Source organism: Labrenzia sp. 5N, from assembly GCF_012395805.1.
Classification (GTDB): Bacteria; Pseudomonadota; Alphaproteobacteria; order Rhizobiales; family Stappiaceae; genus Roseibium; species Roseibium algicola.
In genome coordinates this window covers 395954-420634 of the sequence record NZ_JAAZTM010000020.1, presented here as the reverse complement: position 1 = coordinate 420634, position 24681 = coordinate 395954, and the positions used below count along the sequence as shown (strand labels likewise).

General features: G+C 57.0%; 21 protein-coding genes. 14 read left to right on the top strand and 7 right to left on the bottom strand.

The window, feature by feature from the left end; all coding sequences use genetic code 11:
* Window positions 1-122: 122 nt before the first annotated feature.
* The 3 genes from HEP89_RS22445 to parE form a co-directional block, all read right to left on the bottom strand.
* Window positions 123-1571, bottom strand: coding sequence for a DEAD/DEAH box helicase (locus HEP89_RS22445; RefSeq protein ID WP_055654145.1), 1449 nt, complete (start codon window positions 1569-1571; stop codon window positions 123-125).
* Between the two features lie 299 nt (window positions 1572-1870).
* Complete coding sequence (locus tag HEP89_RS22440) at window positions 1871-2599, bottom strand: sulfotransferase family 2 domain-containing protein (protein WP_139314249.1); 729 nt, start codon at window positions 2597-2599, stop codon at window positions 1871-1873.
* Window positions 2600-2698: 99 nt separating this feature from the next.
* A complete protein-coding gene (parE, locus tag HEP89_RS22435; RefSeq protein ID WP_168693072.1) occupies window positions 2699-4744 on the bottom strand; it encodes a DNA topoisomerase IV subunit B in 2046 nt (681 codons plus the stop codon).
* A 588-nt stretch (window positions 4745-5332) separates the two neighbouring features.
* Between parE and HEP89_RS22430 the strand changes: the two genes are divergently transcribed.
* Complete coding sequence (locus tag HEP89_RS22430) at window positions 5333-6190, top strand: tetratricopeptide repeat protein (RefSeq protein WP_173013998.1); 858 nt, start codon at window positions 5333-5335, stop codon at window positions 6188-6190.
* A gap of 642 nt (window positions 6191-6832) precedes the next feature.
* Here HEP89_RS22430 and xth read toward each other — a convergent pair.
* On the bottom strand, window positions 6833-7615 hold the full coding sequence (xth, locus tag HEP89_RS22425) for an exodeoxyribonuclease III (RefSeq protein WP_168693071.1): 783 nt from the start codon (window positions 7613-7615) through the stop codon (window positions 6833-6835).
* Between the two features lie 67 nt (window positions 7616-7682).
* Window positions 7683-8024: an iron-sulfur cluster insertion protein ErpA gene (gene erpA / locus HEP89_RS22420; protein ID WP_022998733.1), complete on the bottom strand. Its 342-nt coding sequence runs from the start codon at window positions 8022-8024 to the stop codon at window positions 7683-7685.
* Window positions 8025-8178: 154 nt separating this feature from the next.
* On the opposite strand from erpA, the gene HEP89_RS22415 reads away from it, so the two are divergent.
* From HEP89_RS22415 to HEP89_RS22405, 3 genes are all read left to right on the top strand, one after another.
* Entirely contained in the window at window positions 8179-9396 is a 1218-nt protein-coding gene (locus HEP89_RS22415; protein ID WP_168693070.1) for a deoxyguanosinetriphosphate triphosphohydrolase, read from the top strand.
* A gap of 97 nt (window positions 9397-9493) precedes the next feature.
* Window positions 9494-11263 (top strand): arginine--tRNA ligase, encoded by a 1770-nt coding sequence (argS, locus tag HEP89_RS22410; protein WP_062488812.1) that lies wholly within the window; start codon window positions 9494-9496, stop codon window positions 11261-11263.
* A 208-nt stretch (window positions 11264-11471) separates the two neighbouring features.
* Window positions 11472-13868 (top strand): SPOR domain-containing protein, encoded by a 2397-nt coding sequence (locus HEP89_RS22405; protein ID WP_158514182.1) that lies wholly within the window; start codon window positions 11472-11474, stop codon window positions 13866-13868.
* Window positions 13869-13923: 55 nt separating this feature from the next.
* Here HEP89_RS22405 and HEP89_RS22400 read toward each other — a convergent pair whose 3' ends face one another.
* Window positions 13924-14841 carry a LysR family transcriptional regulator gene (locus tag HEP89_RS22400; RefSeq protein WP_062488810.1) on the bottom strand — a complete coding sequence of 306 codons (918 nt, stop codon included), beginning with the start codon at window positions 14839-14841 and terminating at the stop codon, window positions 13924-13926.
* A gap of 132 nt (window positions 14842-14973) precedes the next feature.
* Between HEP89_RS22400 and HEP89_RS22395 the strand changes: the two genes are divergently transcribed.
* A complete protein-coding gene (locus HEP89_RS22395; protein WP_062488809.1) occupies window positions 14974-15897 on the top strand; it encodes a DMT family transporter in 924 nt (307 codons plus the stop codon).
* 18 nt (window positions 15898-15915) lie between these two features.
* Here HEP89_RS22395 and HEP89_RS22390 read toward each other — a convergent pair whose 3' ends face one another.
* A complete protein-coding gene (locus HEP89_RS22390) occupies window positions 15916-16929 on the bottom strand; it encodes an alpha/beta hydrolase-fold protein (RefSeq protein ID WP_062488808.1) in 1014 nt (337 codons plus the stop codon).
* A gap of 117 nt (window positions 16930-17046) precedes the next feature.
* Here HEP89_RS22390 and nagZ point away from each other — a divergent pair, with 117 nt between their 5' ends.
* From nagZ to surE, 9 genes are all read left to right on the top strand, one after another.
* A complete protein-coding gene (nagZ, locus tag HEP89_RS22385; protein ID WP_062488807.1) occupies window positions 17047-18066 on the top strand; it encodes a beta-N-acetylhexosaminidase in 1020 nt (339 codons plus the stop codon).
* Window positions 18067-18077: 11 nt separating this feature from the next.
* On the top strand, window positions 18078-18917 hold the full coding sequence (locus HEP89_RS22380; protein WP_062491667.1) for a ScpA family protein: 840 nt from the start codon (window positions 18078-18080) through the stop codon (window positions 18915-18917).
* On the top strand, window positions 18907-19614 hold the full coding sequence (scpB, locus tag HEP89_RS22375) for an SMC-Scp complex subunit ScpB (protein ID WP_168693069.1): 708 nt from the start codon (window positions 18907-18909) through the stop codon (window positions 19612-19614). The genes HEP89_RS22380 and scpB overlap by 11 nt, the downstream gene beginning before the upstream one ends.
* Complete coding sequence (locus HEP89_RS22370; protein WP_152510849.1) at window positions 19614-20753, top strand: ABC transporter ATP-binding protein; 1140 nt, start codon at window positions 19614-19616, stop codon at window positions 20751-20753. The genes scpB and HEP89_RS22370 overlap by 1 nt, the downstream gene beginning before the upstream one ends.
* A 126-nt stretch (window positions 20754-20879) precedes the next feature.
* On the top strand, window positions 20880-21104 hold the full coding sequence (locus HEP89_RS22365) for a twin-arginine translocase TatA/TatE family subunit (RefSeq protein WP_022998722.1): 225 nt from the start codon (window positions 20880-20882) through the stop codon (window positions 21102-21104).
* A 41-nt stretch (window positions 21105-21145) separates the two neighbouring features.
* Window positions 21146-21574 (top strand): Sec-independent protein translocase protein TatB, encoded by a 429-nt coding sequence (tatB, locus tag HEP89_RS22360; RefSeq protein WP_022998721.1) that lies wholly within the window; start codon window positions 21146-21148, stop codon window positions 21572-21574.
* On the top strand, window positions 21571-22371 hold the full coding sequence (tatC, locus tag HEP89_RS22355) for a twin-arginine translocase subunit TatC (RefSeq protein WP_022998720.1): 801 nt from the start codon (window positions 21571-21573) through the stop codon (window positions 22369-22371). Before tatB ends, tatC begins: the two co-directional genes overlap by 4 nt.
* 71 nt (window positions 22372-22442) lie before the next feature.
* Window positions 22443-23723, top strand: coding sequence for a serine--tRNA ligase (gene serS, locus HEP89_RS22350; RefSeq protein WP_077292905.1), 1281 nt, complete (start codon window positions 22443-22445; stop codon window positions 23721-23723).
* A 189-nt stretch (window positions 23724-23912) separates the two neighbouring features.
* On the top strand, window positions 23913-24671 hold the full coding sequence (gene surE, locus HEP89_RS22345) for a 5'/3'-nucleotidase SurE (protein WP_022998718.1): 759 nt from the start codon (window positions 23913-23915) through the stop codon (window positions 24669-24671).
* Window positions 24672-24681 lie beyond the last annotated feature (10 nt).

Below are 24681 nucleotides of genomic sequence, written 5' to 3'. Positions count from 1 at the left end.
AAGTTTCTCTCACCCATGCCTTGCGAATCCGCCCCACACGGACACAAGAACTAGGTTTTAAACTCGGCTGGAAGGTTTAAGGAGCCGTTAAGCTTAAAGCAAAACCTGGAGAGAATTCGGCGTTACGAGGCCTTTTTAGGCCGCGGCTCACGCAGGAGAAACGCAGGAATGTGAACGCCAGCACCGAAGGCAGGTTCCAGTTTATCGTTTCTGGAGCGCTTGCCAGTCTGCCGTTGCGGCAGGTTTGAGACCGGTGTCGGGTTCAGCATTTCCGGGAGTTCCTCCATCTGCTCTTCCACGACTTCGCGTGGCTTGCTCTGCGACCGGCGACGATTGGAAGGCTTGGGTTGTTCTGCAGCCTCGTTGTCGTTGCTCGACCGTGCGTTCCTGGAAGGCTTGCCGGCCTTGCGGCGTGCCTTGCGTTCCTGAGCGGCAGCTTCGAAGTCTATCGCATCGCCCAGCCAGTCGATGTCCTTCTTGATCAATGTCTGAATGGCATCGAGGTATTTCTGGTCTTCACCGGTTACGAGCGTGAAGGCTGTGCCCTTGCGTCCGGCGCGGCCCGTCCGGCCAATCCGGTGGACATAGTCTTCGGCATTGCTCGGAACATCGAAGTTGAAGACGTGGCTGACCTCGGGAATATCGAGGCCACGCGCGGCAACGTCACTTGCGACAAGGAGCTTGATCGTTCCCTTCCGGAAATTGTCCAGCATCATCATGCGGGTACGCTGGTCCATGTCGCCATGGAGAGCGCCGACGTTGTATTCATGACGCTCCAGAGAGCGGTAAAGCGTCGTCACGTCCCGTTTGCGGTTGCAGAACACAATCGCATTCTTGAGGTCTTCAGCACCTTCCAGCAGTTCGCGCAGGGCTGCGCGCTTTTCGTAGTCCTTGGACTCGGCTGCCTTCAGAAACTGAGCGACGTTTTCAGCCGTCGACGAGGTCGGAGCAACTTCGATACGGGCCGGGTTTTGCAGGAACGTTTCGGTCAGACGCTGGATTTCTGGTGGCATCGTCGCCGAGAAGAAAAGCGTCTGACGAGTGAACGGGATCAGTTTGCAGATCCGCTCGATATCCGGAATGAAGCCCATGTCGAGCATACGATCGGCTTCGTCGATGACAAGGATTTCAACGCCCTGCAACAACAGCTTGCCGCGCTCGAAGTGATCAAGCAGACGGCCAGGCGTCGCGATCAGAACATCTGTGCCACGGTCGAGCTTCTTGTCCTGGTCGGAAAAGGAAACACCGCCGATCAGCAGGGCGACATTGAGTTTATGGTTGGTGCCGTATTTGGCGAAATTCTCTTCAACCTGCGCAGCGAGTTCTCGCGTCGGTTCCAGGATGAGCGTGCGCGGCATCCGCGCACGAGCGCGACCCTTTTCGAGCAGCGTCAGCATGGGCAGTGTGAAACTTGCGGTCTTGCCGGTTCCGGTCTGGGCAATGCCAAGGATGTCGCGGCGCTCAAGCACCTGCGGAATGGCTCCCGACTGGATTGCCGTGGGTTCCTTATAACCTGCTGCTTCAACTGCAGCGAGGACCTTCTCGCTAAGACCGAGAGTATTAAATGCCATGGAGCGCTTTGCCCGAATGTTGTGATTGTTAATCGGCGGCGCCGTGGGAACCGCCGGTGCCAATGTGCGCACACCCTACATTCATGCGCTCAGGTGTCAATGCGCTTGAGAGGTAAAATCTCAAGAAAATCGAGTAATTCCGAGTACGATTTGCCATCTCAGTTAATAGTGCAACCAAGTTGGTTCATGAAATCGGCTGGAAAATCAGTATGCGTTGCCCAAAATGCAGGCGCAAACGAAGGTATGTGTTTCCGAAAGTATCGCTTCAGCCGGTATTCGATACGTAAAATTGCGCAGCGTCAGGCAGAAAGAGCCGCCGGTTTGTAGAACAGGTCGTAGTCTGACTTGTAGCGCCGCCGCAGCTGCTGAACCAGGCTGTCTTCGGTAAAGGACAACAGCGTGTCCCTGCCGACAAAATTGTCCACGTGATACGCGACAGGAGATTTCGTGCGGAACCTGAGAGAGCTTTCCGAAAGAAAAGTCGCGAATGACTGGTCGAAATCTTCAAGCTGCAAGATCAGATCGGCCGTCAACATACCTTTGTAGGTGAGGGCAGCTGTCTGGCTGCGAAACAGATTGTCTGCTTCCAGGTCCGAGATCGACGCAACGTGTGACACGAACTCCTGAGGTGTCATGTCCTGATTGAACTGGCGCTCTTCATAATAGGCAGGAAGCGGATCGGCACTCAGGATGACTTTCTCATAACAGTAGGCCAACCGATGCATCGGATCCTGGACCCAGGCCGCGACTTTCATTTCGGGATGCCGTCGCTTGAGTTCGCGTGCTGTCAGTAACTCCACATTCCCATGGAAGAGCAGCCGTTCCGTGGCGGCGGTCCGAAGATCAAAACCGGAAAGGGCCTTTAGCTTGTCGGTACCGGCAAGGCAATGAAGAACCGGGCGCAGAAGTTGAAAAGCAGGTTCTGCGATACGGGCAAAGGCGATCTTGTGCTTGGGAAAAGCCAGGAAGACATGATTTCGCAAGGGGCGAAGCCGTCTGTCCAGTATCGAATACATCCGGTTTAACATGCTACGTTTCCGACCGGTCAAATAGGCAGTGCGGGCAAAAATATACGCCCGCCCAACCTCTTCAAAAAAAGATATAGATCAAAATACCTGCTGTTGCGGCTAAATATCAAGATCCTCAGCGAATTCAGCGTTGTCCTGAATGAACCGGAAGCGCGCTTCCGGCTTGTTGCCCATCAGCCGTTCAACGGTGTCGTTGGTGTCTGTTACAGCTTCTTCTTCTACAACGACCTTCAGCATGGTCCGCTTGGACGGATCCATCGTCGTTTCCTTCAGCTGAGCCGGCAACATTTCACCCAAACCCTTGAAACGGCCGATTTCCACCTTGGATTTACCCTTGAAGACGGTCTCCATCAATTCGTCTTTATGGGCATCGTCGCGTGCATAGAGGGTCTTCCCCCCCTGGCTGAGACGATAGAGTGGTGGCACGGCCAGGAAGAGATGGCCGCCACGGATTAGCTCCGGCATTTCGCGGTAAAAGAAAGTAATCAAAAGTGATGCAATGTGGGCGCCGTCGACGTCAGCATCCGTCATGATGACGATCTTCTCGTACCGCAGGTCACTTTCCCGGTATTGGGAGCGCGTGCCGCAGCCAAGGGCCTGGATGAGATCGGCGAGCTGCTGGTTGGCAACGAGTTTGTCGCGGCCGGCGTTTGCGACGTTCAGGATCTTGCCGCGCAAGGGCAAGACGGCCTGGTTGGAACGGTTGCGCGCCTGTTTGGCCGAACCACCTGCCGAGTCACCCTCCACGATGAAGAGTTCGGTTCCATCGGACTGGTTTGCCGAGCAGTCGGCAAGTTTGCCCGGGAGGCGCAGCTTGCGCACGGCTGTCTTGCGGGCGACGTCTTTTTCCTGGCGACGGCGCAAGCGCTCATCCGCGCGATCGATAACCCACTCCAGAAGCTTGTTTGCCTGGTTGGGGGAGGCTGTCAGCCAATGGTCAAATGCATCACGGACAGCCGTCTCCGCAATGCGCGTGGCTTCGTTGGTCGCCAGTTTGTCTTTGGTCTGGCCGACGAATTCAGGCTCACGGATGAAGACGGACAGCATTCCGCCGGCTGATGTCATCACATCATCGCCGGTGATGATGGATGCCTTCTTGTTGTTTGTCAGTTCGCCATATGCCTTGAGGCCACGCAGCAGGGCATATCGAAAACCCGCTTCGTGAGTTCCGCCTTCCGGTGTCGGCACGGTGTTGCAGTAGGAACTGACAAAGCCGTCGCCGGCAAACCAGCTCACTGCCCATTCCACGGACCCGTGTTTGCCGGCGTTGTCGGTGCGGCCGAAGAACACGTCGTCGACGACACGGCGTTCCTTGGTCAGTCTTTCGTTGAGAAAGTCGCGAAGACCGCCGGGGAAGTGAAACACGGCCTCAGCCGGTGTCTCGTCCTTTTCAGACAGCAATTCAGGTGCGCAGTGCCAGCGGATCTCAACACCGCCAAAGAGATAGGCCTTGGACCGTGCCATCTTCAAAAGGCGCGCCGGGACAAATTTGGCGCCTTTGCCGAAGATTTGATCGTCTGGTTTGAAGCTGACCTGGGTCCCGCGTCTGTTCTGGGTGTCGCCAACCAGCTCGAGAGGACCCTGGGCGTGACCACGGCGGAAGATCTGGCGATAGAGCTTGCGGCTGCGTGCGACCTCTACAATCAGTTCCTCTGACAGCGCGTTGACCACGGAAATTCCGACACCGTGCAGACCGCCAGAGGTCTCGTAGACCTTGCTGTCGAACTTGCCGCCCGCATGCAGCGTCGTCATGATCACTTCGAGTGCGGACTTGTCCTTGAACTTCGGGTGAGGGTCGACAGGAATACCGCGGCCGTTGTCGGTGATCGTCAGATAGCCATCGTTGGAAAGCGACACGTCGATCCACGTCGCATGGCCGGCAACCGCCTCATCCATGGAGTTGTCGATCACTTCGGCAAAGAGGTGATGCAACGCCTTTTCATCAGTGCCGCCAATATACATGCCTGGCCGGCGCCGAACCGGCTCGAGCCCTTCTAGAACCTCGATGTCGGCCGCTGAATAATCGTCGCTGACCGCGACAGGCGCAACGGGACGCGGCTTTTGCGGAGCTGGGGCGGGCTCATCTCGTATCATTGGGGCAGAGACCGCCGCGTTGCCTGCAAATAGATCGTCTTTTGCGCTCATTCCGTATCGCCTGATGGGTCTTGGGTCATAGTTTTTACAAACTCAGCGCTGTTACCTACACCGAATCATGTCTCAGTTTGAAGGACAAAGATAGAACGGCAAAGGTAATTGGCCAAAAGCCCCCGTTTTCAACAGCCAGGGGCCCAAAAAACCGATCTGGAAACACATCATCAACCCGCCTGTGTTGAAATAGGGGTCTTGAATGGGAGAGGGGCGGTCACAATATGTGCCAATTCCGCAACAGTTACTGACAGAGTCATTTGCAGGGCCCCGGTTTGCCGCCGTTGCCCCTGTTCGGCCATGTTTGCCCGTCACCCGTTACGCTAATGTCTGGGACGACCAGATCGGGATCAACTCCTGAAGTGGTTCACAGTCCGGACAAAAGTGTCAGGAAATGGTCTTATTTCGGCGTCGTATGGCCCAACTTAAGACGAAATGATCGGCCAATTTAGGCCACTCCGAAACAGTGGGTCCCGCAGGCATATGCTTTTGGGACCAAAGAGACAGCAAATGCGCTTGGCGCGGACAAAAAACAAGAAAGTCCGTCGGGGATCTGTTTCGTTGCCGACGGATAATAGTGTGACTGGGATGCCTAAGAACAGCACAAAGCTTCAACGCATGGGAAGAGCCGGAACCGTGCTCGGTGCGTTGATCCTGATCGGCCTGACAGGGCCCGTGGCCGCCTTTGACGGTCAGCCGGCGCCTGCACGGGCGATCGGTCCGAACGATCTTTCCCCGTCTGAAGCACTGCGGGCCGGTGCCCGCCAATATTATTCCGGCGACAAGGCGGCTGCGCTTGGGTCGCTGCAGTATGCCGCCGAAAACGGTCAGCCCATGGCCGCCTGGAAGCTGGGCGAAATGTATGCCTCCGGCGACGGCGTCAAGGAAGACGACCTCAAGGCCTTCGAATATTACAGTCAGATCGTTCGTGAGCACGGGGAAGATCGCCCCGATGCACCGGATGCTCCCTTCGTCTCAAGCGCTTTCGTTGCGCTCGGTTCCTACTATCTGAACGGCATCGACGGCGCTGTGCCCAAGAATGAATCACGTGCCCGTCAGATCTTCACGCATGCCGCGTCCTATTTCGGCGATGCCGATGCCCAGTATGAACTTGGCCGCATGTACCAGGAAAACAACAGCCGCATGGCCGTTCGTTGGTACAATCTTGCCGCGCTCAAGGGTCATGTGGGTGCCCAGGCACGCCTTGGTGAAACGCTCTATGCACTCGGTACGTCGGACAAGAAAAAAGCTCGCGGCCTGATGTGGATGACCGTTGCCCGGGAACAGGCCAAGGGGACGGATGCCAGCTGGATCCATTCCATGCACGAGCAGTATTTCGCGGTTTCGCCCGAGCCTGTCAGGCAGATGGCCAGATCAATGGCTGACGGATGGTTGAAGCAAAATCGCCCGGACGTGCTCACCGCACAGCAGTTGCCCGCTCAATAACCTCAAGCTCATAGAGACCGATCTGAACACCATGTACGTGTGATCGGCTGCAATGGCTTTCGCACAAGCCATGTCATCTCTGCTCCGGCTCGAAGCTGGAGAGAGCCAGGGTTTCAGAAAATCCGCTTTATCTTATGAGTGGACTTCAACCTGAAGGATGAGCTGGTGTCGTCGGACGACTGGTCGTGAATTTATCGATCGCAGGGCTTTGAATTTGGGTCAGTGGGCAAGGCGCGTTGCTGATCTGCCATGACGTATTGTTCAGCACCATCTCACATGTCGCCATTCTCAGCCCGGATGGGCTCTTCAGGCAGATAGATTCACCTACGCCGTATTTCTCGCCCTGGTATCGGCAGGTACACGAGACGTCTTGCGCCCGAGCTGCGCTGCCTGACCCAAGAACCAGACCCAAAATCAACCATGCGGTGACAGTAAAGACCGAACGACCGGTAATCGAAGTCGTTACCGGTGTGTCTGTTCCGCATGTCGCCGTCGCGGATGTTGGTCGGCTGAGCGTCATCCCATGATGGAAAAAAGCTTACCATGACGTCAGCCGACTGCAAGCCCGGTTTCCGGGCACGCACCGCGCTTCACGCCTGCATCAGCAATGGAGTAGTTGGATTTCTGGAGGCAGTTTCAGTCTCAAGCAGCCAACTTCACCCAGACTGGCACATGATCCGACGGCTTTTCCCAGCCGCGCACATGCTTATCGATACCGCAGCCTGAGAACCGGTCTGTGGCCTGCGGAGACATCAGAATATGATCGATCCGAATGCCATTGTTTTTTTGCCAGGCACCTGCCTGATAGTCCCAGAACGTGAATGTTTCCGGCGCTTCGCTGCAGGACCGGACTGCTTCGGTCAAGCCGAGGTGGGTGAGGGCACGGAAGCGTTGCCGGCTCTCAGGCTGAAAGAGAGCGTCTTCCAGCCAGTTCTGCGGGTTCTTGGCATCCACCGGATCGGGGATCACATTGTAGTCTCCCAGCAGCAGGAATGGCGTTTCCTCTGAAAGACGCATTTGAGCATGCGCAATCAACCGGTCCATCCACTCGAGCTTGTACGGAAATTTTTCTGTTCCCAGCGGATTGCCGTTGGGAAGGTAGAGGCAACCGATTCGAACCTGGCCGCTATCCGTCGACAGGCTGCCTTCAATATAACGGGCCTGTTCGTCCGCATCGTTTCCGGGCAAGCCGCGCTGAATATCAGTCAGCGGCGTCTTGGACAGAAGCGCCACGCCGTTGAAACCCTTTTGGCCGTGTGTTTCGACGGCGTAACCGAGGTCTTCAAACGGTTGACGGGGAAAGTTCTCGTCGACGGACTTGATTTCCTGAAGGCAGGCGACATCCGGAGACGCTTCCTTGAGCCACTCAAGGACAGTGTCGATACGCGCCTTGACGCCGTTTATGTTCCAGGTCGCAATTTTCATGAGCGCGGTTGCCTCAATTGTTCGAAACTGCCGGGGCAACCGGCGTCAATGCGGTATCGCAACAGTGTCAGATCGTGAAACTGGTGCCGCAGCCACATCCGGCGACCGCATTCGGGTTGTTGATCTGAAAAGATTGGCCAATCAGATCATCGACGAAATCGATTTCCGATCCGCTCATATATTGAAGGGAAATGGAATCGATCAGAACCGTTGCCCCAGGCTTTTCGATCACCAGGTCGTCGTCTTCGCGGCTGTCGACCACGTCATATTTGTACTGCAGTCCGGAACAGCCGCCACCTTCCACACTGACACGCAGCATGCTGCCGCCCGGTTCCTTGGACAAAATCGATGCAATGCGCTTGGCAGCGCGGTCGCTGACTGTTACGCCAATTTCAAGTGTTTCGGTCATCTTTCACCGACTCGCTTAGTTCCGGCAATGTGCGGGAACGTTAAACCTGATTTGTTCAGATAAGTATGTTTTGCGACCGCCCGCGTCAATGTGTTGCCCGCGGCCCGAGCAACAGCAAACGCGGACCGGTTCTGTGAAGGATGGCTGGAAACTGATGAAAGCGGATATCGGATTTGGGGGACAATCCCGCGCAATCTACGCGGAAAACCCTCTGGAAAGCCGGGGAAGGCTCTTCCCCGAGCCTGAAAGCCCGACGCGGACACCCTTCCAGCGGGATCGGGACAGGATTATTCATTCTTCCGCGTTTCGCAGGCTCAAGCACAAGACGCAGGTTTTCGTCTATCACGAAGGTGACCATTTTCGCACACGGTTGACCCACACCATCGAGGTATCGCAAATCGCGCGCTCGCTGGCACGCGCTTTGCGGCTTGATGAAGATCTGGCGGAATGCCTGGCCTTGTCACATGATCTCGGTCACACGCCGTTTGGGCATGAAGGCGAAGACGTCATGCATGAGTGCATGGCACCCTTCGGCGGGTTCGACCACAACGCGCAATCACTGAGGGTCGTGACCCATCTGGAGCAGCGCTATGCCGAATTCGACGGTCTGAACCTGGCCTGGGAAACTCTGGAAGGGTTGGTCAAGCACAACGGCCCCTTGATTGATGCCAGCGGTGCGCCGCTCGGAAAGTTCAAGGACAGCCAGTTGCCGTTTGCGATCCGCGACTATGCCAGGAAACAGGACCTCCTGTTGCACACCTGGCCTGGTGCAGAGGCACAGGCCGCTGCCATTGCCGATGATATTGCCTATGACGCGCATGATCTCGATGACGGATTGAGGGCAGGGCTGTTTGCGATCGAAGACATGCGCGATGTGCCGTTCCTGGCCGACATCCTTGCCGAGGTCGATGGCAAATATCCGGGTCTCGAAGAGAGCCGACGTATCCACGAGATCGTCAGGCGATCGATCACGCGCATGGTCGAGGATGTCATTCGCGAAGCGGTGCGTAATCTGAATGACGTTGCTCCGCAAAGCGTCCAGGAGATTCGCATGGCGGGGCGTTGTCTCGTCGGTTTCTCTGCGGACATGACCGCTGCGGAAAAGGAAGTGAAACGGTTCCTGTTCGCCCGTGTCTACCGGCATGAAGATGTTCTTGCAGTTCGAAAGCTGGTTGCCCGGGTTGTGCGGGACCTGTTCACAAGGTTCCTTGCGGAGCCGGACCTCATGCCGAAACCATGGAACAGTGGTCTTGGCAATCTGGGTGAAGCGGAAGTCGCGCGACTGGTTTGCGACTATATCGCCGGAATGACCGACCGATACGCCATCGAAGAGCACCGCAGACTGTTTGACGACACTCCTGATTTGGGGTAGGCGCAGAGGCAACTTTACAGCCCCGTGGCGCCGAAGGCTTTTCCTTCGCAGCGCGCGGGGGCTTTGTGTTTGAAAACCAAAACCAGACCGGTGTTCTATGAATATCTTCGCGGACTTCACGCTGCGCGTCAAAGACGCTCTCCAAGACCTTGATTTAAAAGATGCAAATGGAGAGGCGCCAGATCTTTCGCGAGTCGTCGTGGAAGCACCGCGTGATCCGGCACATGGCGACCTTGCCACCAATGCTGCAATGGTACTTGCAAAACCACTCGGCATGAAGCCGCGCGATCTTGCCGAGCAGCTCGTTGCCAAGCTCAACGCTGACCCGGAAATTACCGAGACGACGATTGCCGGCCCTGGTTTCATCAATCTGCGTGTCGCCCAGGGGGTCTGGCACAAGGTTCTGGGCAGCGTATTGGATCAGGGTATCCGCTTCGGAGCCCAGGAACGTTCTCCTGCTCCGAAGGTCAACGTCGAATATGTTTCCGCGAACCCGACTGGTCCGATGCACGTCGGTCATATCCGTGGAGCGGTCGTGGGTGATGCCTTGGCGAACATTCTGGCATTTGCCGGCAATGACGTGGTCAAGGAATATTACATCAACGATGCAGGCTCGCAGATCGATACGCTGGCTCGTAGCGCCTTCCTGCGCTACCGCGAGGCACTTGGCGAGGACATCGGCGCCATTCCGGCTGGCCTTTATCCGGGAGACTACCTGAAGCCAGTCGGTGAAAAACTGAAAGCGGAGTTCGGTCCGTCGCTGGTAAGCAAGGAAGAAAGCGACTGGCTGCCGCTGGTAAAGGAACGCGCGATTGCCGCCATGCTCGAGTTGATCCGGCAGGACCTGGCAGCGCTCGGTGTGGAACACGAGGTGTTCTATTCCGAAAGAACCTTGCATGATCGCGGCTCGGGCAACGGTTCGAAGATCGATCACATGCTCGAAACTCTCCGGAACAAGGGTCTGATTTACGAAGGCACGCTTCCGCCACCCAAGGGTCAGGTTCCTGATGACTGGGAAGACCGCGAGCAAACACTGTTTCGCGCAAGCGACTTTGGTGACGATACCGACCGGGCGCTCAAGAAGTCCGATGGTTCCTACACGTATTTCGCTGCCGACGTCGCCTATTTCCAGGACAAGTTCGAACGGGGTTTTTCCGAAACGATCTACGTGCTTGGTGCCGATCACGGCGGTTACGCCAAACGCCTTCAGGCAGTCGGGAAGGCGATCTCCGACGGCAAGACGGAAGTTATTGTCCGGTTCTGCCAGCTTGTGAAGCTGATGCGTGACGGCGAACCGGTCAAGATGTCCAAACGCTCCGGCGATTTCATCACACTGCGCGATGTCGTGGATGAAGTCGGGCCGGACCCGGTTCGCTTCATGATGCTGTTCCGCAAGAATGATGCACCGCTGGACTTTGACTTCAAAAAGGTTACGGAACAATCGAAAGACAATCCGGTCTTCTATGTTCAATACGGCCATGCGCGTTGCTGTTCGGTGTTGCGGCAGGCGGCCGATGAACTCAAGGAAGCCGGCTATGCGGTTGATGATCTTGCAGGGGCCGATTTCACCTTGCTGGATGATATCGGCGAGCAGGAGCTTATCGCCAAGATGGCGGAATGGCCGAAAGTGGTCGAAGCAGCTGCAGAAACACATGAGCCGCACAGAATTGCGTTTTATCTACATGAACTCGCTAGTTCTTTGCATGGCCACTGGAATAAAGGCTACGAATTGCCTCATTTACGTTTTATTCAGGCCGGTAACTTGAAATTAACCCTAGCGCGTCTTGCTTTGGTTCGTGCAGTATCTTTGGTGCTCGCTTCAGGTCTAACGATTCTCGGCGTGAATGCTCCTGAAGAAATGCGCTAGTTTTAATGGCCGCTGGGAACGACTAAATGGCTCGCCAGCGACTTGAAGTGGACCGGTTTTCGTAAAGCTCATGTCACAAGACTACGAAACAAAGCGATCAGATTTGCGCGCCTCGCAAAACGAGGCGGGCGGCGAACGGCCGGCCGCGGAGGATCCGCTGGTTGAATTGGCCCGGATTGTCCACAAGAACAAGCAATCGGGGGCAAATGTGAGCAGCGGCCGCGTTGGTAGTACAGATTATTTTGCGGGGCTGGACGATGTGGCAGGCGATGGGCCTGCACAATCCACCCCGGCGCCGTCGCGCATCGAACCTTCGTTTTCAAATCTACGTCCGGTGTCGAATACGCCTGAAGCCCCTGCTGGCGCGGACTTTGCAGAAGAACCTGAAGGAACATACAGCGCCTCCAGGAATGATTTCTACGCGGCGACACCGCCGTCCAGCTTCGAGCAGTCTTTCCAGCTGGAAGAGCCGGTTCAAACAGCCCCAGTGACGCCTTCTTCACACGTTTCTTCGCTTTGGCCGAGCGAGCCGGAGCAGGCCGCAGAACCTGTACAACCAGTCGCTCCCCCGGTTGGCGTGTCACATGCTCCGGTGGATCATGTCGTGCAGTTTCGCACGCCACAGGCTGCCCCAGTGCAGGCTGAGCCAGAGGGCGCAAACGACAAGTCTTATCTTGCACCTTCCGTTGCCATGGATCTCGAACAGAATCTTACGGCAGAACTGGAAGACGAGTTGATCGGCGCCTTGCGTCAGTCCGTTGACGAGACACATCCGGCAAGCGCGCCCGATATGGGATATGCAGACGAGGTGGAAGAGGCTGCTCCTCAAACTCCCTCAATTCCTGTGATGCCAACGGCATCTTCATACTCCCGCGAAAAAACGGATTTTGCCGCCTCTGACAGCTTGACCCGCGCAACCCAGGTGCCGAGCGCGCCGTCCGTGTCTCCCGCCATTGGGACCGCAGCGTCCAGCATTTCGAAGCCAATTGATGCGCCGCGTCCCTCGGACGACTACCGGATTGGTGGCGTGCAACACGATGAACCGGTTGAGGCAGTTGCTGGAGATGAGGAGGTATTCGAAACCTCCAACTACCAGCAGCCTGTAACCGGGCAACGTCCGCAGATTGACGAGAATGACTTCTTTGCTGCGCTGAACCCGGTTCAGTCCGAACCGGCGGCGCAAAAGGTGGAAGCCGCGCCGGAACAGGCAGGAGATCCTGCCGGCATTGACGCCCTTTTTGCCGATCTTGACTTCCCGGCTCCAACGTCTCGGAAGCCTGTTGGTGGCTCGATCGACCCATCGTCGCAGGACACTCCATCAACAGAGCCGGACCTGGACGATATGGCTTGGCCTGCTGCAGCTGCAGCGGTTCCTCAATCGGAAGACGACGAAACGCCGCCACCGCCGGAAGGCTATGACCTTGATGCGGTTGCACGGGCAATGCAGGAAAGCGATCCAAGCCTTACCGGTGCTGGCGTCCTGCCGCCTCACTCGGCAGCCGAACGCAACGCGATACCGCATGCGGGCGAAAAATCCCGGAAAGGCTTGTTCGTTGCAGCTGGAGTGCTTGGCGTTGCTGTCCTGGGCGGCGCAAGCTTTTTTCTGTTCGATAGCGACGCCGTTCCTGTACCCAGTGGTCCGCCACCGGTCATCAGCGGTCTGCAGGAGCCGCTCAAGGTATATCCGGAGCAGAGCCAGGCTTCGGCAAACGATCAGGCCGGCAAGCTTATTTATGATCGGGTCGACGGCACTGGTGTAGCCGGACCAGACAGGCTTATCCCGACAGAATCTCCGCAACCCGCAGAGCTGCCGCCGGCACCTGCAGGCACCAACGGCGACGCCGATCTCGTTCCCGGAACTCCGAAACGGGTGAGGACTGTGGTCGTGAGACCGGACGGAACCATCATTCCTGAAGGTGAAGAACCTGCTGTAGCGACACCGGCGCAGCCTGAACCGGCGGCACCGGCGCAGCCTGATGCGGCTTCCGGCGAAAACGGTTCGCGGGTGGTTTCCACGTCGCCCGTCGTGACCGGTGCGGATGTCGCGCCTGCAGATCCGTCAGCCACTGCACCGGAACCGGCTCAGCCCGATACACCGGCAATCGTAACCGGTGCTGACGTAGCGCCGGAACCGACTGCAAGTGAACCTGCTGCACCGGTGCCGTCAGTTGTGCCTCGCAAGAAGCCGGATGCTCCTGTCCAGGTTGCAAGTGCTCCAGCCGTCGTCTCGACACCGGCGCAGGCGCAGCAGAACGATAGTCCGCTTAACCTGACGCAACAGCCTGCTGCCCCGGCAACAACTGCGCCCGCAGCACCGGCACCTGTTGCCAGCACCTCCGGCGGCAGCATCCCGTCTGGGACCTATATCGTTCAGGTAACGTCTCAACGTTCTGAAGCCGCTGCAAGCGACGCATACTCTGGACTGCAACGGCGGTTCCCGGCTGTATTGGGTAACCGGAACGCGGTGATCGTTGCAGCGACCGTTGAAGACAGGGGTGTGTTCTACAGGGCGCGGATCCCGACCGGGTCGCGCGATGAAGCAATAAGCTTGTGCGAAAGCCTCCAGGCAGCCGGTGGCGACTGTTTCGTTCGCAGACAGCCCTGAGACAGACTACACAATCGAAAAGCGTAAGTGAGACGGTCGGGTATTCCCGGCCGTTTTATTCTGCTGCTGCGACTGGCTCGTTCAATGAGGTGCCGCGCAACTGCGGTCCCATGTGACGGAAGACCTCGGCGATGGCATCCATGGCCTGGCGCACGGCGGGTTCCCGGCGCAAGTCCCGGTGAACGATGATGTGTTCGACGTTCGTGAGTTCCGCAAGCGGCTCAGTCAATCTGACGAGCTCGCGGTTACTGTCGCCCATGAAAACCGGCAAGAGACACAATCCGGCTCCCGATGCGGTCATGTTCATGAGAGTCGTCATGGTATTGGATCGCAGTTTCGGCATCTGTGCCAGCCGGGTTTCCAGCCAGCGCATCTGCGAGGGATACCAGAGGTCGTCTGGAGCAAAGCCAAGCCATGTACAGAGTTTGTAACGGTCCGGTGTTCTGGCGGCAGGGTGTTTTGCGACGTAATCGGCCGAACCGTAAACCGCGTAGGCCAATTCACCGATTTTCCGTGCAATCAACGTGTCGGTTTCCGGAAGGCAATTGCGGATCTGCAGCTCAATACTGCGTGACTGGTGATTGACATGCTGGTGGCTTGATATCAGTTCAAGCTCGACACCGTCGAGCAGGCCCGTCAGCAGTTCAAACCGGTCAGTCAGAACCCGCGCACGGACCTCGTCTACGGCGACACGAACAACCTTCAGTGCCGATCCGGACAGATCGGGCAGGATCCGTGCAGCCGCCTCCGCCTTCTTGCGCATGTCATCTGCAAGTGGGATCAGGCGCAGCCCGGCATCCGTCGGTTTCAGTCCTGTCGGCGTACGGTCGAACAGTCTTGCGCCTATCCGGTCTTCAAAGCTCTTCAGGCGGCGGCTCAGTTGCGGTTGGCTGATGTCCAGTGCCTTTGCCGCCCCGGAGAGAGAGCGCATGCGGGCAGCGGCATCAACCAGTTTCAGATCATCCCAGTTCATGGGTGGGTTATACCAATATACAAGGCGCGGAGCAACGTGATGCGTATACGCATACCCGTTATGGGGTTTTCACGACTGATTTGGCTGCCGGAGCAGTGATAAGACTCTCTTGAAATTACCTGGAACCGTTGAATGTCACAGAACTCCGTCTATCACCGCCCGGATAACACGTTGCTCGCCCTTTTGCTTGCACTTGCCGGCATGGCCGCTTTCACACCGATATTTGCCGCTGGTAAACTGTCTGGAGGTTTGTTGCCGGTTGCTGTGCTGGTATGGCTTCGGTTCATTGGGGGAGCTGCAACGATCGTGAGTGTTGCGGCCGTCAAGCGTGTTCCGGTGTTCACGCGTGTCAGCCCGCTCTGGAAACTGCACCTCATGCGAGCGTTTTGTGGTGTTGGTGGACTTGCCTGCTCCATCTACGCCGCCAGTGTTCTGCCCTTGGCGGACGCAACCGCAATAGGCCTCACAAAAGGTATCATCGCCATCATCTTGGCTGGTTTTATTCTCAAGGAGGTGATCACCGGTCGTCATTGGGTCGCAGGTGTGTTGTGCGCTGCAGGTGCATATCTCGTGGTCCGGTCTGCGGAAAGTGCTGCGGGTTATGACGAGCTTGCGTTGGCTGGCGTCATGTCAGCGCTCATCGGCGCCGTGTTCATGGCCTGTGAAGCCCTGATCATGCGCTATATTGCCCAGCGCGAGGACACCGTCACCATCCTGGCATATGTCAATGTCTTTGCCGCGGTGCTGTTGAGCGGGCCGGTCCTTTGGCTGATCGTCAAAGATGGAATTTCCTGGAGCGATCTGCTGATTTTTGCCTGGATGGGTCCACTGGCAATTGTCGGCCAGTCCATGAATATTTCCGCCTACAGAAGAGCAGGGGCGGCAACACTTGCCCCCGTGTATTACGGCACAGTGGTGATGTCGGCTGTTTTCGGTTTTGCAGTCTGGGGAGAAATTCCCACTCGCGTTGCTGTCTTTGGGGCCGTTCTGATTGTGGCGGGCGGTGCTATTCTGACCCTGCCGAACCCTTTCAGAAAGTTCCGCCAGGCTTCCTGAGATGCCTGGCGCCAAAGGTCAATGACTGAGCTTTTCTGCCAGAAACGGCAGGCTCTCATCCAGCCGGTAATCCACTGACGAGTGATTGTCGCTGAATTCCTGATAGACGTGGTCAACGCTGGCTTCGCTCAGTTTCCTGTGCAGGCGGCGCGCACCATAGACCAGGTTGTATTGATCGACATCGCCGCATTCGATCCAAAGGCCCTTCAAGGATTTCAGAGCATCGATGTGATCACCTACGATGTGCACTGGGTCCCACTTCAGCCAGGCATTCCAGCGTTCTTCAATGAGTTCGCATGTTTCCGGATCGACAGGCAGACGGATGCCGCAAAAGACCTCCGGATCGGGATCCGGATCGTAGGTTGCAGCCATGGCAAAGGTCATCAAGTCATGAAGTGAGTTGCCCGGATATTTCGGACCCTTTTCAAAATCCCGGACGAAGGCTTCGATTGAACCCGCTTTTGAAATTGCCCTCAATGCGCTTGGCATTTCGGGCAGGTAACAAAGTTCAAACGCCATGTCACCGGAATGGCAGGCAGCGGCAGACCAGACGTCTGAGTGTTTCATCGCATGAATGATGGCGCCGTAGCCTCCTGAGGATTTTCCGAAGATACCGCGCTTGCCGGTGCCGCCGCACTTGAAGCGATTTTCAACATCTTCCAGCATTTCGGTTGTCAGCCAGGTTGCCCAGGGCCCCATAGCGTCGCTGTCGATGTACTGGTTCCCGCCAAGACGCGTGAAACAGTCGGGGAAAGCGACTGCAACAGGTGGCATGGCACCGTCATGGATGAGCCTGTCGAGCCGCTCCGGTACGTTCTCACCGAAATTCTTCCAGTTCGTGTGAGCCGGGCCGCCGGCGGTAAATCCGACGATATCCACCAAAAGCGGCAAGCCGCTGCCGTCATGACCATGAGGGGTATAGACGTGGATCTCGCGCGTTGCCGTATCCCCCAGCCGGTTTCGTCCAAGAATTTCAGATCTATGGGAAAAACGGTGCAGGGTGCCGGCAGGAATGTCGAGACGCGCGCGCATGGGGGCTCCAATCAGATCTGGGACGAAGGGCGTCTAGATTGCAAGATAGTGACAAGGGTGCAAGAGGCAGCACTTGCATTTCTTGACGGCTCCCAGCGCTGCGGCTAAGCCGGATCAATGACCAAAGCCTTTGTATCCGGGTGTGCCGGACCGACCCTGACAAGTTCCGAAATCGACTTTTTCCAGCAGGAAGACCCTTGGGGACTGATCCTGTTCGCGCGCAACATCGAAACGCCGGAACAGGTCAGGATACTCACGTCGGCTTTTCGGGAAGCTGTAGGCCGGAGCGATGCACCCGTTCTGGTGGATCAGGAAGGCGGCCGGGTGCAACGGTTGAAGCCACCTCATTGGCCAAAGTATCCGGCACCGAAGGCATATGGTGATCTGTACGACCGGGACGCTACAGCAGGACAAAGAGTTGCCTGGCTTGCCGGGCGGCTGATTGCAGATGATCTCTACCAGGTCGGAATATCTGTCGATTGCCTGCCTTGTCTGGATGTCAGGTTCCCTGAAACTGTCGATGCTATCGGAGACAGGGCGTTTTCACAGGATCCGGAAGTCGTTGCAATACTTGGCAAGGCGATGGCGGAAGGTGCTTTGGCGGGTGGCGTGTTGCCCGTGATCAAACATATTCCGGGCCACGGACGCGCACGTGTCGACAGCCATTTGGAGCTGCCGCGCGTCAATGCGGCCATTTCTTCTTTGGAAAGCGTGGATTTCCGGCCCTTCAAGGCCCTTTCTCACGTGTCATTGGGGATGACAGCCCATATTGTGTACGAGGGGATCGATCCGAATACAGCTGGGACGCAGAGCGCGAAAGTCATTCAGGAAATCATCAGGGGTGAAATCGGCTTCGACGGCTGTCTGATGAGCGACGACATTTCCATGAAGGCGCTCGGTGGCAGTTTTGAGGACCGGTCCGGCAAGATCATCGAGGCAGGGTGTGACATCGTTTTGCACTGCAATGGTGATATGGATGAAATGATTGCAGTCGCGAAGGTGGTGCCCGAGCTTTCGGGTGCAGCCAGGCGGCGTTGCGAGACGGCCTTGAGCGGCTTCCAGGTTCCCGATCCGGAATTTGACAGGCTTGCGGCCTTTGATGAGTTTCACACCTTGACCGGCTGGCAGGGCGTTTGACCGGAGCGGCAATGGCGGAATTGGAAAACAGCTCGAAGCGACAGCAGGATGGTTCCTACGATCTTCTCAGTTCTGTCAGCACTCCCGAGGAGCGTGCGAGTTCCGATCCGCAACTTGTTGTCGATGTGGAAGGTTTCGAAGGCCCGCTCGACCTTCTGTTAGGCCTGGCGCGAACGCAAAAGGTAGATCTTGCGCGTATTTCCATTCTCGAACTCGTCGAACAATACTTGGAATTCGTGGCCGAAGCCCGCAGGATGAGGCTGGAGCTGGCCGCGGACTATCTGGTCATGGCTGCATGGCTTGCCTTCCTGAAGTCCAAACTGTTGCTGCCTGAGCAGAAGAATGAGGACGAACCGACAGGTGAGGAACTTGCCGCGGCTCTCGCTTTCCGTTTGCGGCGCCTGGAAGCTATGCGGGAAGTTTCCGAAAAACTCCTGACCCGGAACAGACAGGGGCGGGACGTGTTCCATCGTGGTGAGCCTGAAACCATGTCGGTGCAACACAAGAGTATCTGGGACGCTTCCATCTACGATCTGCTGTCTGCGTATGCCACGCAGCGCCAAAGGCAATCCGTAACCTCCGTCCGTGTGTTGCGCAGGACGGTGTGGTCGCTGCAGGAAGCGCGCGAACTGCTCACCAAACTGGTTGGCCGGGTCGGTGAATGGGCCCCAATGAATGCCTATCTGCGCGATTATCTCTACGACAACAAGGATTGGGCGACGATTGTCGCAAGCACCTTCAGCGCCAGTCTCGAGATGGTGCGCGAAGGTCAGGTCGAAATCCGGCAGGGCGAACCTTTTTCCCCTGTCTATATCCGTGCTGTCATGAAGGAGCCGGATCATGGCGTCTGATTTCGATCTTCTGCAGTTGGAAAACGACGGGGAAACCGCTCCATCAAAGCCTCTGGATCCAGCCGGCCTTCGCATGGTCGAAGCGTTGCTGTTCGCCTCGTCCGAGCCGTTGTCGCTTGAAGAGCTGACACTACGTCTGCCAGAAGGCACGGATGTGTTGAGCCTTCTCGAGGAGTTGCAGAAAACCTATGCCTCGAGAGGCGTCAATCTGGTCAGGGTCGCCGGCAAGTGGTGCTTCCGAACGGCTGAGGATCTCGCCTACCTGATGCACCGGAACGTCGAAGAGCAGCGCAAATTGTCGCGCGCAGCACTCGAGACGCTTGCGATCATCGCCTATCACCAGCCGGTCACGCGCGCCGAGATTGAGGAAATCCGAGGCGTTTCCACGTCCAAGGGAACGCTTGATGTTCTGCTTGAAACGACATGGATACGAATGCGAGGACGCCGCAGAACTCCCGGCCGTCCCGTCACCTACGGAACCACCGATCATTTCCTGATCCACTTCGGCCTGGAGAATGTCCGAGACTTGCCGGGACTTGAGGAGCTGAAGGGAGCGGGGCTTCTGGACAGCGCCGTGCCGGCCTCGTTCCTTGTGCCGACACCCAATGACGATATCGCATTGACGGAAGATGAGGATCCACTAGAAGACGGGTCTCTGTTTGACGATGATGACGCGGACGAGACCGCCGGATCCTGATGCCTGATCGCAAGATGCCGAATTCAACCAATGGCAATGGCCATACGCTGAGCTGGGGTGCGCCCGGAACAGCCGGGGCGACCATCGCCGCTGGTCTCGTCTTTGAGAATGTATCTCACGATTATGATGGCGTGACATCGGTTCAGGACCTGAGCCTGTCCATCGCGCCGGGCGAGATCCTTTGTCTGCTTGGTCATTCCGGCTGCGGCAAGACCACATTGATGCGTATTGCCGCTGGCGTTGAGCGTCAGAGCAAGGGCAGGGTGCTGATCAACGGCCGGGAAATCGCCGGCGATGAACTGTTTCAGCCTCCCGAAAAGCGCGGTGTCGGCCTGATGTTCCAAGATTACGCGCTTTTTCCGCATATGAGCATTCTGGCGAATGTAATGTTCGGCCTGACCAACATGCCAAGACGGGAAGCCCAGACCGCCGCCCTGAGCGCACTCGGCCGTGTCGGTCTGGCGGACTATGCAGCCGACTATCCTCACGCGCTTTCCGGTGGTGAACAACAGCGTGTCGCGCTGGCCCGTGCACTGGTTCCCCGGCCTGGCATTCTCCTGATGGACGAACCATTCTCGGGTCTCGACAAACGTCTTCGTGACAATGTGCGCGATGAAACGCTCGCGGTTATTCGCGAAACGCGCGCCACCTGCATCATTGTGACCCACGATCCGGAAGAAGCCATGCGCATGGGCGACAAGATCGCACTGATGCGCCAGGGCCGCCTGGTTCAGCACGGCACGGCCGCAGACCTCTACAAGGCGCCCGTCGACCTGTTTGCCGCCAGGTTCTTTTCGGAACTGAACCAGTTGGAAGGTGTTGTGACCCCGGCAGGTGTCGAAACGCCGGTCGGCGTCTTATCATCGGAGGGTTTGTCGCCGGGGCAGAAGGTTGATGTTTGCGTTCGGCCACAAGGCGTTGTTTTAAACAATGCCGGATTGTGCGGTGTTCCCGGCAGAATTCGTTCGAAACGATTCGTCGGCGAGGTCGATTTGTTGTCTATTGCAATAGACGGGCTCAATCATCCCCTTCAGGCAAGGGTTCGTGCGGGCAGTCCCTGGGAGCGTGGAATGGACGTCGCCGTCACGACTGATCCGAAAGACGTGCTTGTTTTTCCGCGTTCACCTTCCCAAGTCTAAGGGGAGGGCAACTTATCATTCCGTCTAAGTGATCGAAATCAAATAGACTGGCATGTTGCAGGGAGTGGGCCGTTTTTGTAAGAAGGGCCTAAGGGCTTTTAAAGCCGATTATCAGGAGTTTGGCGTATGGGCATTAGTATTTGGCAGATCTTGATCATCGCAGTGGTCGTTGTTCTGCTGTTCGGACGTGGCAAGATTTCCGATCTCATGGGTGATGTTGCAAAGGGAATCAAAAGCTTCAAGAAGGGCATGGCCGAAGACGACGTAGCCGACTCTCCGAAGACCATCGACCACAAGAGCAGCGAAACGGCATCGTCCGTGAACGCCGAAGATCAGACCAAAGCGAGCTGATCTCAATCTGCATCGCGTCTCCTTAAGGGACGATACATCTCATGTTCGATATCGGGTGGACCGAACTATTGGTGATCGCCTGTGTGGCGATCATCGTCGTGGGGCCAAAGGATTTGCCGCGCATGCTGCGCACACTTGGCCAGACGATTGGGAAGATGCGAAAGCTTTCGCGTGAGTTCCAGTCGACCTTCAACGACGCGCTGCGTGAGGCCGAACAACAGGCCGATATCGCTGACATGAAGAAGCAGGTCGAATCGGCCGCCAACTTCAATCCGTTGGGTGATTTGAAAAAATCCATCGAAGAAGACGCGACCAAGAAAGCCGACAAGCCAAAAGTGGCAGCCAGCGAACCGGCGTCGCCGCCGGCAGACAGCGCAAATGCGGACAAGGTTTCTCCTACGGAAACAGCCCAGGCTGAAACCGAGGCCAAGCCGAAAACCGCGCCGGTGACGGAAGATGTAAAGGCATGAGCCAGGACGAAATCGACGCCTCGAAGGCGCCACTGATCGAACATCTGATCGAACTGCGCCAACGACTTATGTGGTCGATCGGTGCGATCCTCGTGATGTTCGTTATCTGCTTCTATTTCGCCACGGATATCTACAACATCCTGACTGTGCCTTACCTGCGTGCTGCAGGAGAGGGCCACCCGGTGGAAATGATCTTCACCGCGCCGCAGGAATGGTTTTTCACCCAGTTGAAGCTCGCGCTTTTCGGCGCGCTCTTTCTGGCTTTTCCTGTCGTGGCCAGCCAGATCTACATGTTCGTGGCGCCCGGGCTCTACAAGCATGAGCGTGGCGCGTTCCTGCCGTTTCTGGTCGCAACGCCTGTTCTGTTCCTGATCGGTGCCTGTCTCGTCTATTTCCTGGTCATGCCCATGGCCATGGGCTTCTTCCTGTCTCAGGAACAGGCTGCGGCCACCGGTAAGGTTGCCATTCAGCATCTTGCCAAGGTGAGTGAATACCTGGGCCTGATCATGATCCTGATCTTCGCCTTCGGCCTGGTGTTCCAGTTGCCGGTGGTGCTGACCTTGCTCGGCAGGGCTGGCCTGGTGAGCTCCGATACGCTTCGCCAGAAACGCAAATATGCGATTGTTGGTGCCTTTGCTGCTGCTGCAATTTTGACACCACCCGACCCGATCTCGCAGATCGGTCTTGCGCTGCCTACGCTGCTTCTCTACGAAGTCTCCATTCTGTCCGTCAAACTGGTGGAACGCCAGCGTGCCGAAAGGGAGGCTCAACGCGAAGCCGAGGATGCGGCCGCTTGATGCTTTGAACGCTGCGCTTCCCGGATTGACAGACGGAATTGATTGAAACGACCGTCGTTCGGGAAGCGAAGATGTTTGATATTAGATGGATACGGGAAAACGCAGTCGCCTTTGACCGGGCTTTGGCTAAACGGGGTTATGAAGCTTCCGCAGCCAAGCTGATCGCACTGGACGATTCCCGTCGCTCCCATATCACCAAACTTCAGGAAGCCCAGGAACGGCGCAACGCCGCCTCCAAGGAAATCGGCAAGGCCAAGGGTTCGGGCGATGACGCGCGTGCGCAGGAGCTGATTGACGAAGTCGCACAGATCAAGGCTTTCATTCAGTCGGGTGAAGAAGAAGAGCGTAAGCTCATTGCCGATCTGGAAGCGGCCATGGCCGTCATCCCCAATCTGCCGCATGACGATGTTCCTGTGGGCGAGGATGAAGCCGGCAACGTGCTTCTGAAGACGCACGGTGAAAAACCGGTCTTCACGTTCAATGAAGCTCCGAAAGAACACTATGAGCTGGGCGAAGACCTCGGCGGCATGGACTTTGCCGCTGCGGCCAAGCTGTCTGGTTCGCGCTTCGTGATCCTCAAGGGGCAGATAGCCCGGCTGGAACGTGCTCTTGGCCAGTTCATGATTGACCTGCACACCCAGGAAAATGGCTACACCGAGGTTTCGCCGCCGCTTCTGGTTCATAGCGATCCGCTCTACGGGACCGGTCAGCTGCCGAAATTCGAGGAAGACCTCTTCAAGACCACTACGGATCACTATCTGATCCCGACGGCCGAAATACCGCTGACCAATCTGGTTGCCGGTGAGATTCTCCCAGAAGATCAACTGCCGCTTCGTGTGACTGCGCTTACCTATTGTTTCCGGTCCGAGGCCGGGTCTGCCGGGCGTGATACGCGTGGAATGCTGCGCCAGCATCAGTTCCAGAAATGCGAACTCGTTTCCGTTACCAAGCCGGAAGACTCGCTCAACGAACTGGAACGCATGTTGGGTTGCGCGGAGAAGGTACTGCAGAAACTCGGCCTGCATTACCGGGTGATGACCTTGTGCAGCGGCGACATGGGCTTTGGCGCACGCAAGACCTACGACATCGAGGTCTGGCTGCCCGGACAGGATACCTACCGCGAGATTTCGTCCTGTTCCGTTTGCGGCGACTTTCAGGCGCGCCGCATGAATGCAAGGTTCCGGCCCGCCGACTCCAAGCAACCGCTCCACGTGCACACCCTCAACGGATCGGGTATCGCAGTTGGCCGGGCTCTGATTGCCGTTTTGGAAAACTATCAAAATGGCGATGGCACGATCACCGTTCCCGACGTTCTGCGACCTTACATGGGTGGTCTGGAAAAGATCGGCTGATCGGGACCGGCGGGAACGGCGGCCTGATCGGCATTGCGTGGATCGTGAGCGCTGGCGTTCAGTCGCAGCATACTGCCGGAATTTTGATTGCAATGGACGGCAACCGCGCAAGTTTGCCGTCCATCTTCATTTGGGGCTCTTCGGACCTGAAGTCAGAAGAGCTTGTGGGAAAACGGAGCAAAGATCGAGATGCGTATCCTCATCACCAATGACGACGGAATTCAGTCTCCCGGGCTGACGGTTCTGGAAAACATTGCCAGGACACTTTCCGATGATGTCTGGGTAATCGCTCCTGAAACCGACCAGAGTGGTGTTGCCCATTCCCTGACACTGAGCGACCCGCTGCGCCTTCGTAAGCTCGATGACCGGCACTACGCCTTGAAAGGGACACCAACCGATTGCGTGATCATGGGCGTGCGCAAGGTGCTTCCCGGTTTACCGGATCTAGTGCTGTCGGGAATTAACAGGGGCCAGAACCTCGCTGAAGACGTGACCTATTCCGGAACCGTTGCCGGGGCGATGGAAGGTGCCATCCTCGGGATCAGGTCGATCGCCGTTTCCCAGGCTTACAACTGGGATGTGCGTGCCGAGCCGGACTATTCGACCGCTGAAGCCCACGCACCAGCGCTCTTCCGCAGGCTGATCGATTTCGAACTTCCGCAATATACGTTGTTGAATGTCAACTTTCCGGCCTGTGACGCCAAGGACGTGAAGGGGATCAAGGTTACCGTACAGGGGCACCATGAACAAAGCGGACTGTCCATCGACGAGCGTTCGGACGGGCGTGGTTATCCCTATTACTGGCTGCGTTTTCAGGATCGCGGCAAATCCGTACTTGATAATTCCGATCTGCAGGCAATTGCGGATGGATATGTTTCCGTTTCGCCGCTACGCATAGATCTGACAGCCCACGACCTGGTGACACACTTGGCGGAGGCATTGGGGTAAACCCTGAGGG

Coding starts and splice junctions, on each gene's coding strand:
- HEP89_RS22445 (WP_055654145.1), bottom strand. CDS start 1,571: ATGGCATTTAATACTCTCGGTCTTAGCGAGAAGGTCCTCGCTGCAGTT.
- HEP89_RS22440 (WP_139314249.1), bottom strand. CDS start 2,599: ATGTTAAACCGGATGTATTCGATACTGGACAGACGGCTTCGCCCCTTG.
- parE (WP_168693072.1), bottom strand. CDS start 4,744: ATGAGCGCAAAAGACGATCTATTTGCAGGCAACGCGGCGGTCTCTGCC.
- HEP89_RS22430 (WP_173013998.1), top strand. CDS start 5,333: ATGCCTAAGAACAGCACAAAGCTTCAACGCATGGGAAGAGCCGGAACC.
- xth (WP_168693071.1), bottom strand. CDS start 7,615: ATGAAAATTGCGACCTGGAACATAAACGGCGTCAAGGCGCGTATCGAC.
- erpA (WP_022998733.1), bottom strand. CDS start 8,024: ATGACCGAAACACTTGAAATTGGCGTAACAGTCAGCGACCGCGCTGCC.
- HEP89_RS22415 (WP_168693070.1), top strand. CDS start 8,179: ATGAAAGCGGATATCGGATTTGGGGGACAATCCCGCGCAATCTACGCG.
- argS (WP_062488812.1), top strand. CDS start 9,494: ATGAATATCTTCGCGGACTTCACGCTGCGCGTCAAAGACGCTCTCCAA.
- HEP89_RS22400 (WP_062488810.1), bottom strand. CDS start 14,841: ATGAACTGGGATGATCTGAAACTGGTTGATGCCGCTGCCCGCATGCGC.
- HEP89_RS22395 (WP_062488809.1), top strand. CDS start 14,974: ATGTCACAGAACTCCGTCTATCACCGCCCGGATAACACGTTGCTCGCC.
- HEP89_RS22390 (WP_062488808.1), bottom strand. CDS start 16,929: ATGCGCGCGCGTCTCGACATTCCTGCCGGCACCCTGCACCGTTTTTCC.
- nagZ (WP_062488807.1), top strand. CDS start 17,047: ATGACCAAAGCCTTTGTATCCGGGTGTGCCGGACCGACCCTGACAAGT.
- HEP89_RS22380 (WP_062491667.1), top strand. CDS start 18,078: ATGGCGGAATTGGAAAACAGCTCGAAGCGACAGCAGGATGGTTCCTAC.
- scpB (WP_168693069.1), top strand. CDS start 18,907: ATGGCGTCTGATTTCGATCTTCTGCAGTTGGAAAACGACGGGGAAACC.
- HEP89_RS22370 (WP_152510849.1), top strand. CDS start 19,614: ATGCCTGATCGCAAGATGCCGAATTCAACCAATGGCAATGGCCATACG.
- HEP89_RS22365 (WP_022998722.1), top strand. CDS start 20,880: ATGGGCATTAGTATTTGGCAGATCTTGATCATCGCAGTGGTCGTTGTT.
- tatB (WP_022998721.1), top strand. CDS start 21,146: ATGTTCGATATCGGGTGGACCGAACTATTGGTGATCGCCTGTGTGGCG.
- tatC (WP_022998720.1), top strand. CDS start 21,571: ATGAGCCAGGACGAAATCGACGCCTCGAAGGCGCCACTGATCGAACAT.
- serS (WP_077292905.1), top strand. CDS start 22,443: ATGTTTGATATTAGATGGATACGGGAAAACGCAGTCGCCTTTGACCGG.
- surE (WP_022998718.1), top strand. CDS start 23,913: ATGCGTATCCTCATCACCAATGACGACGGAATTCAGTCTCCCGGGCTG.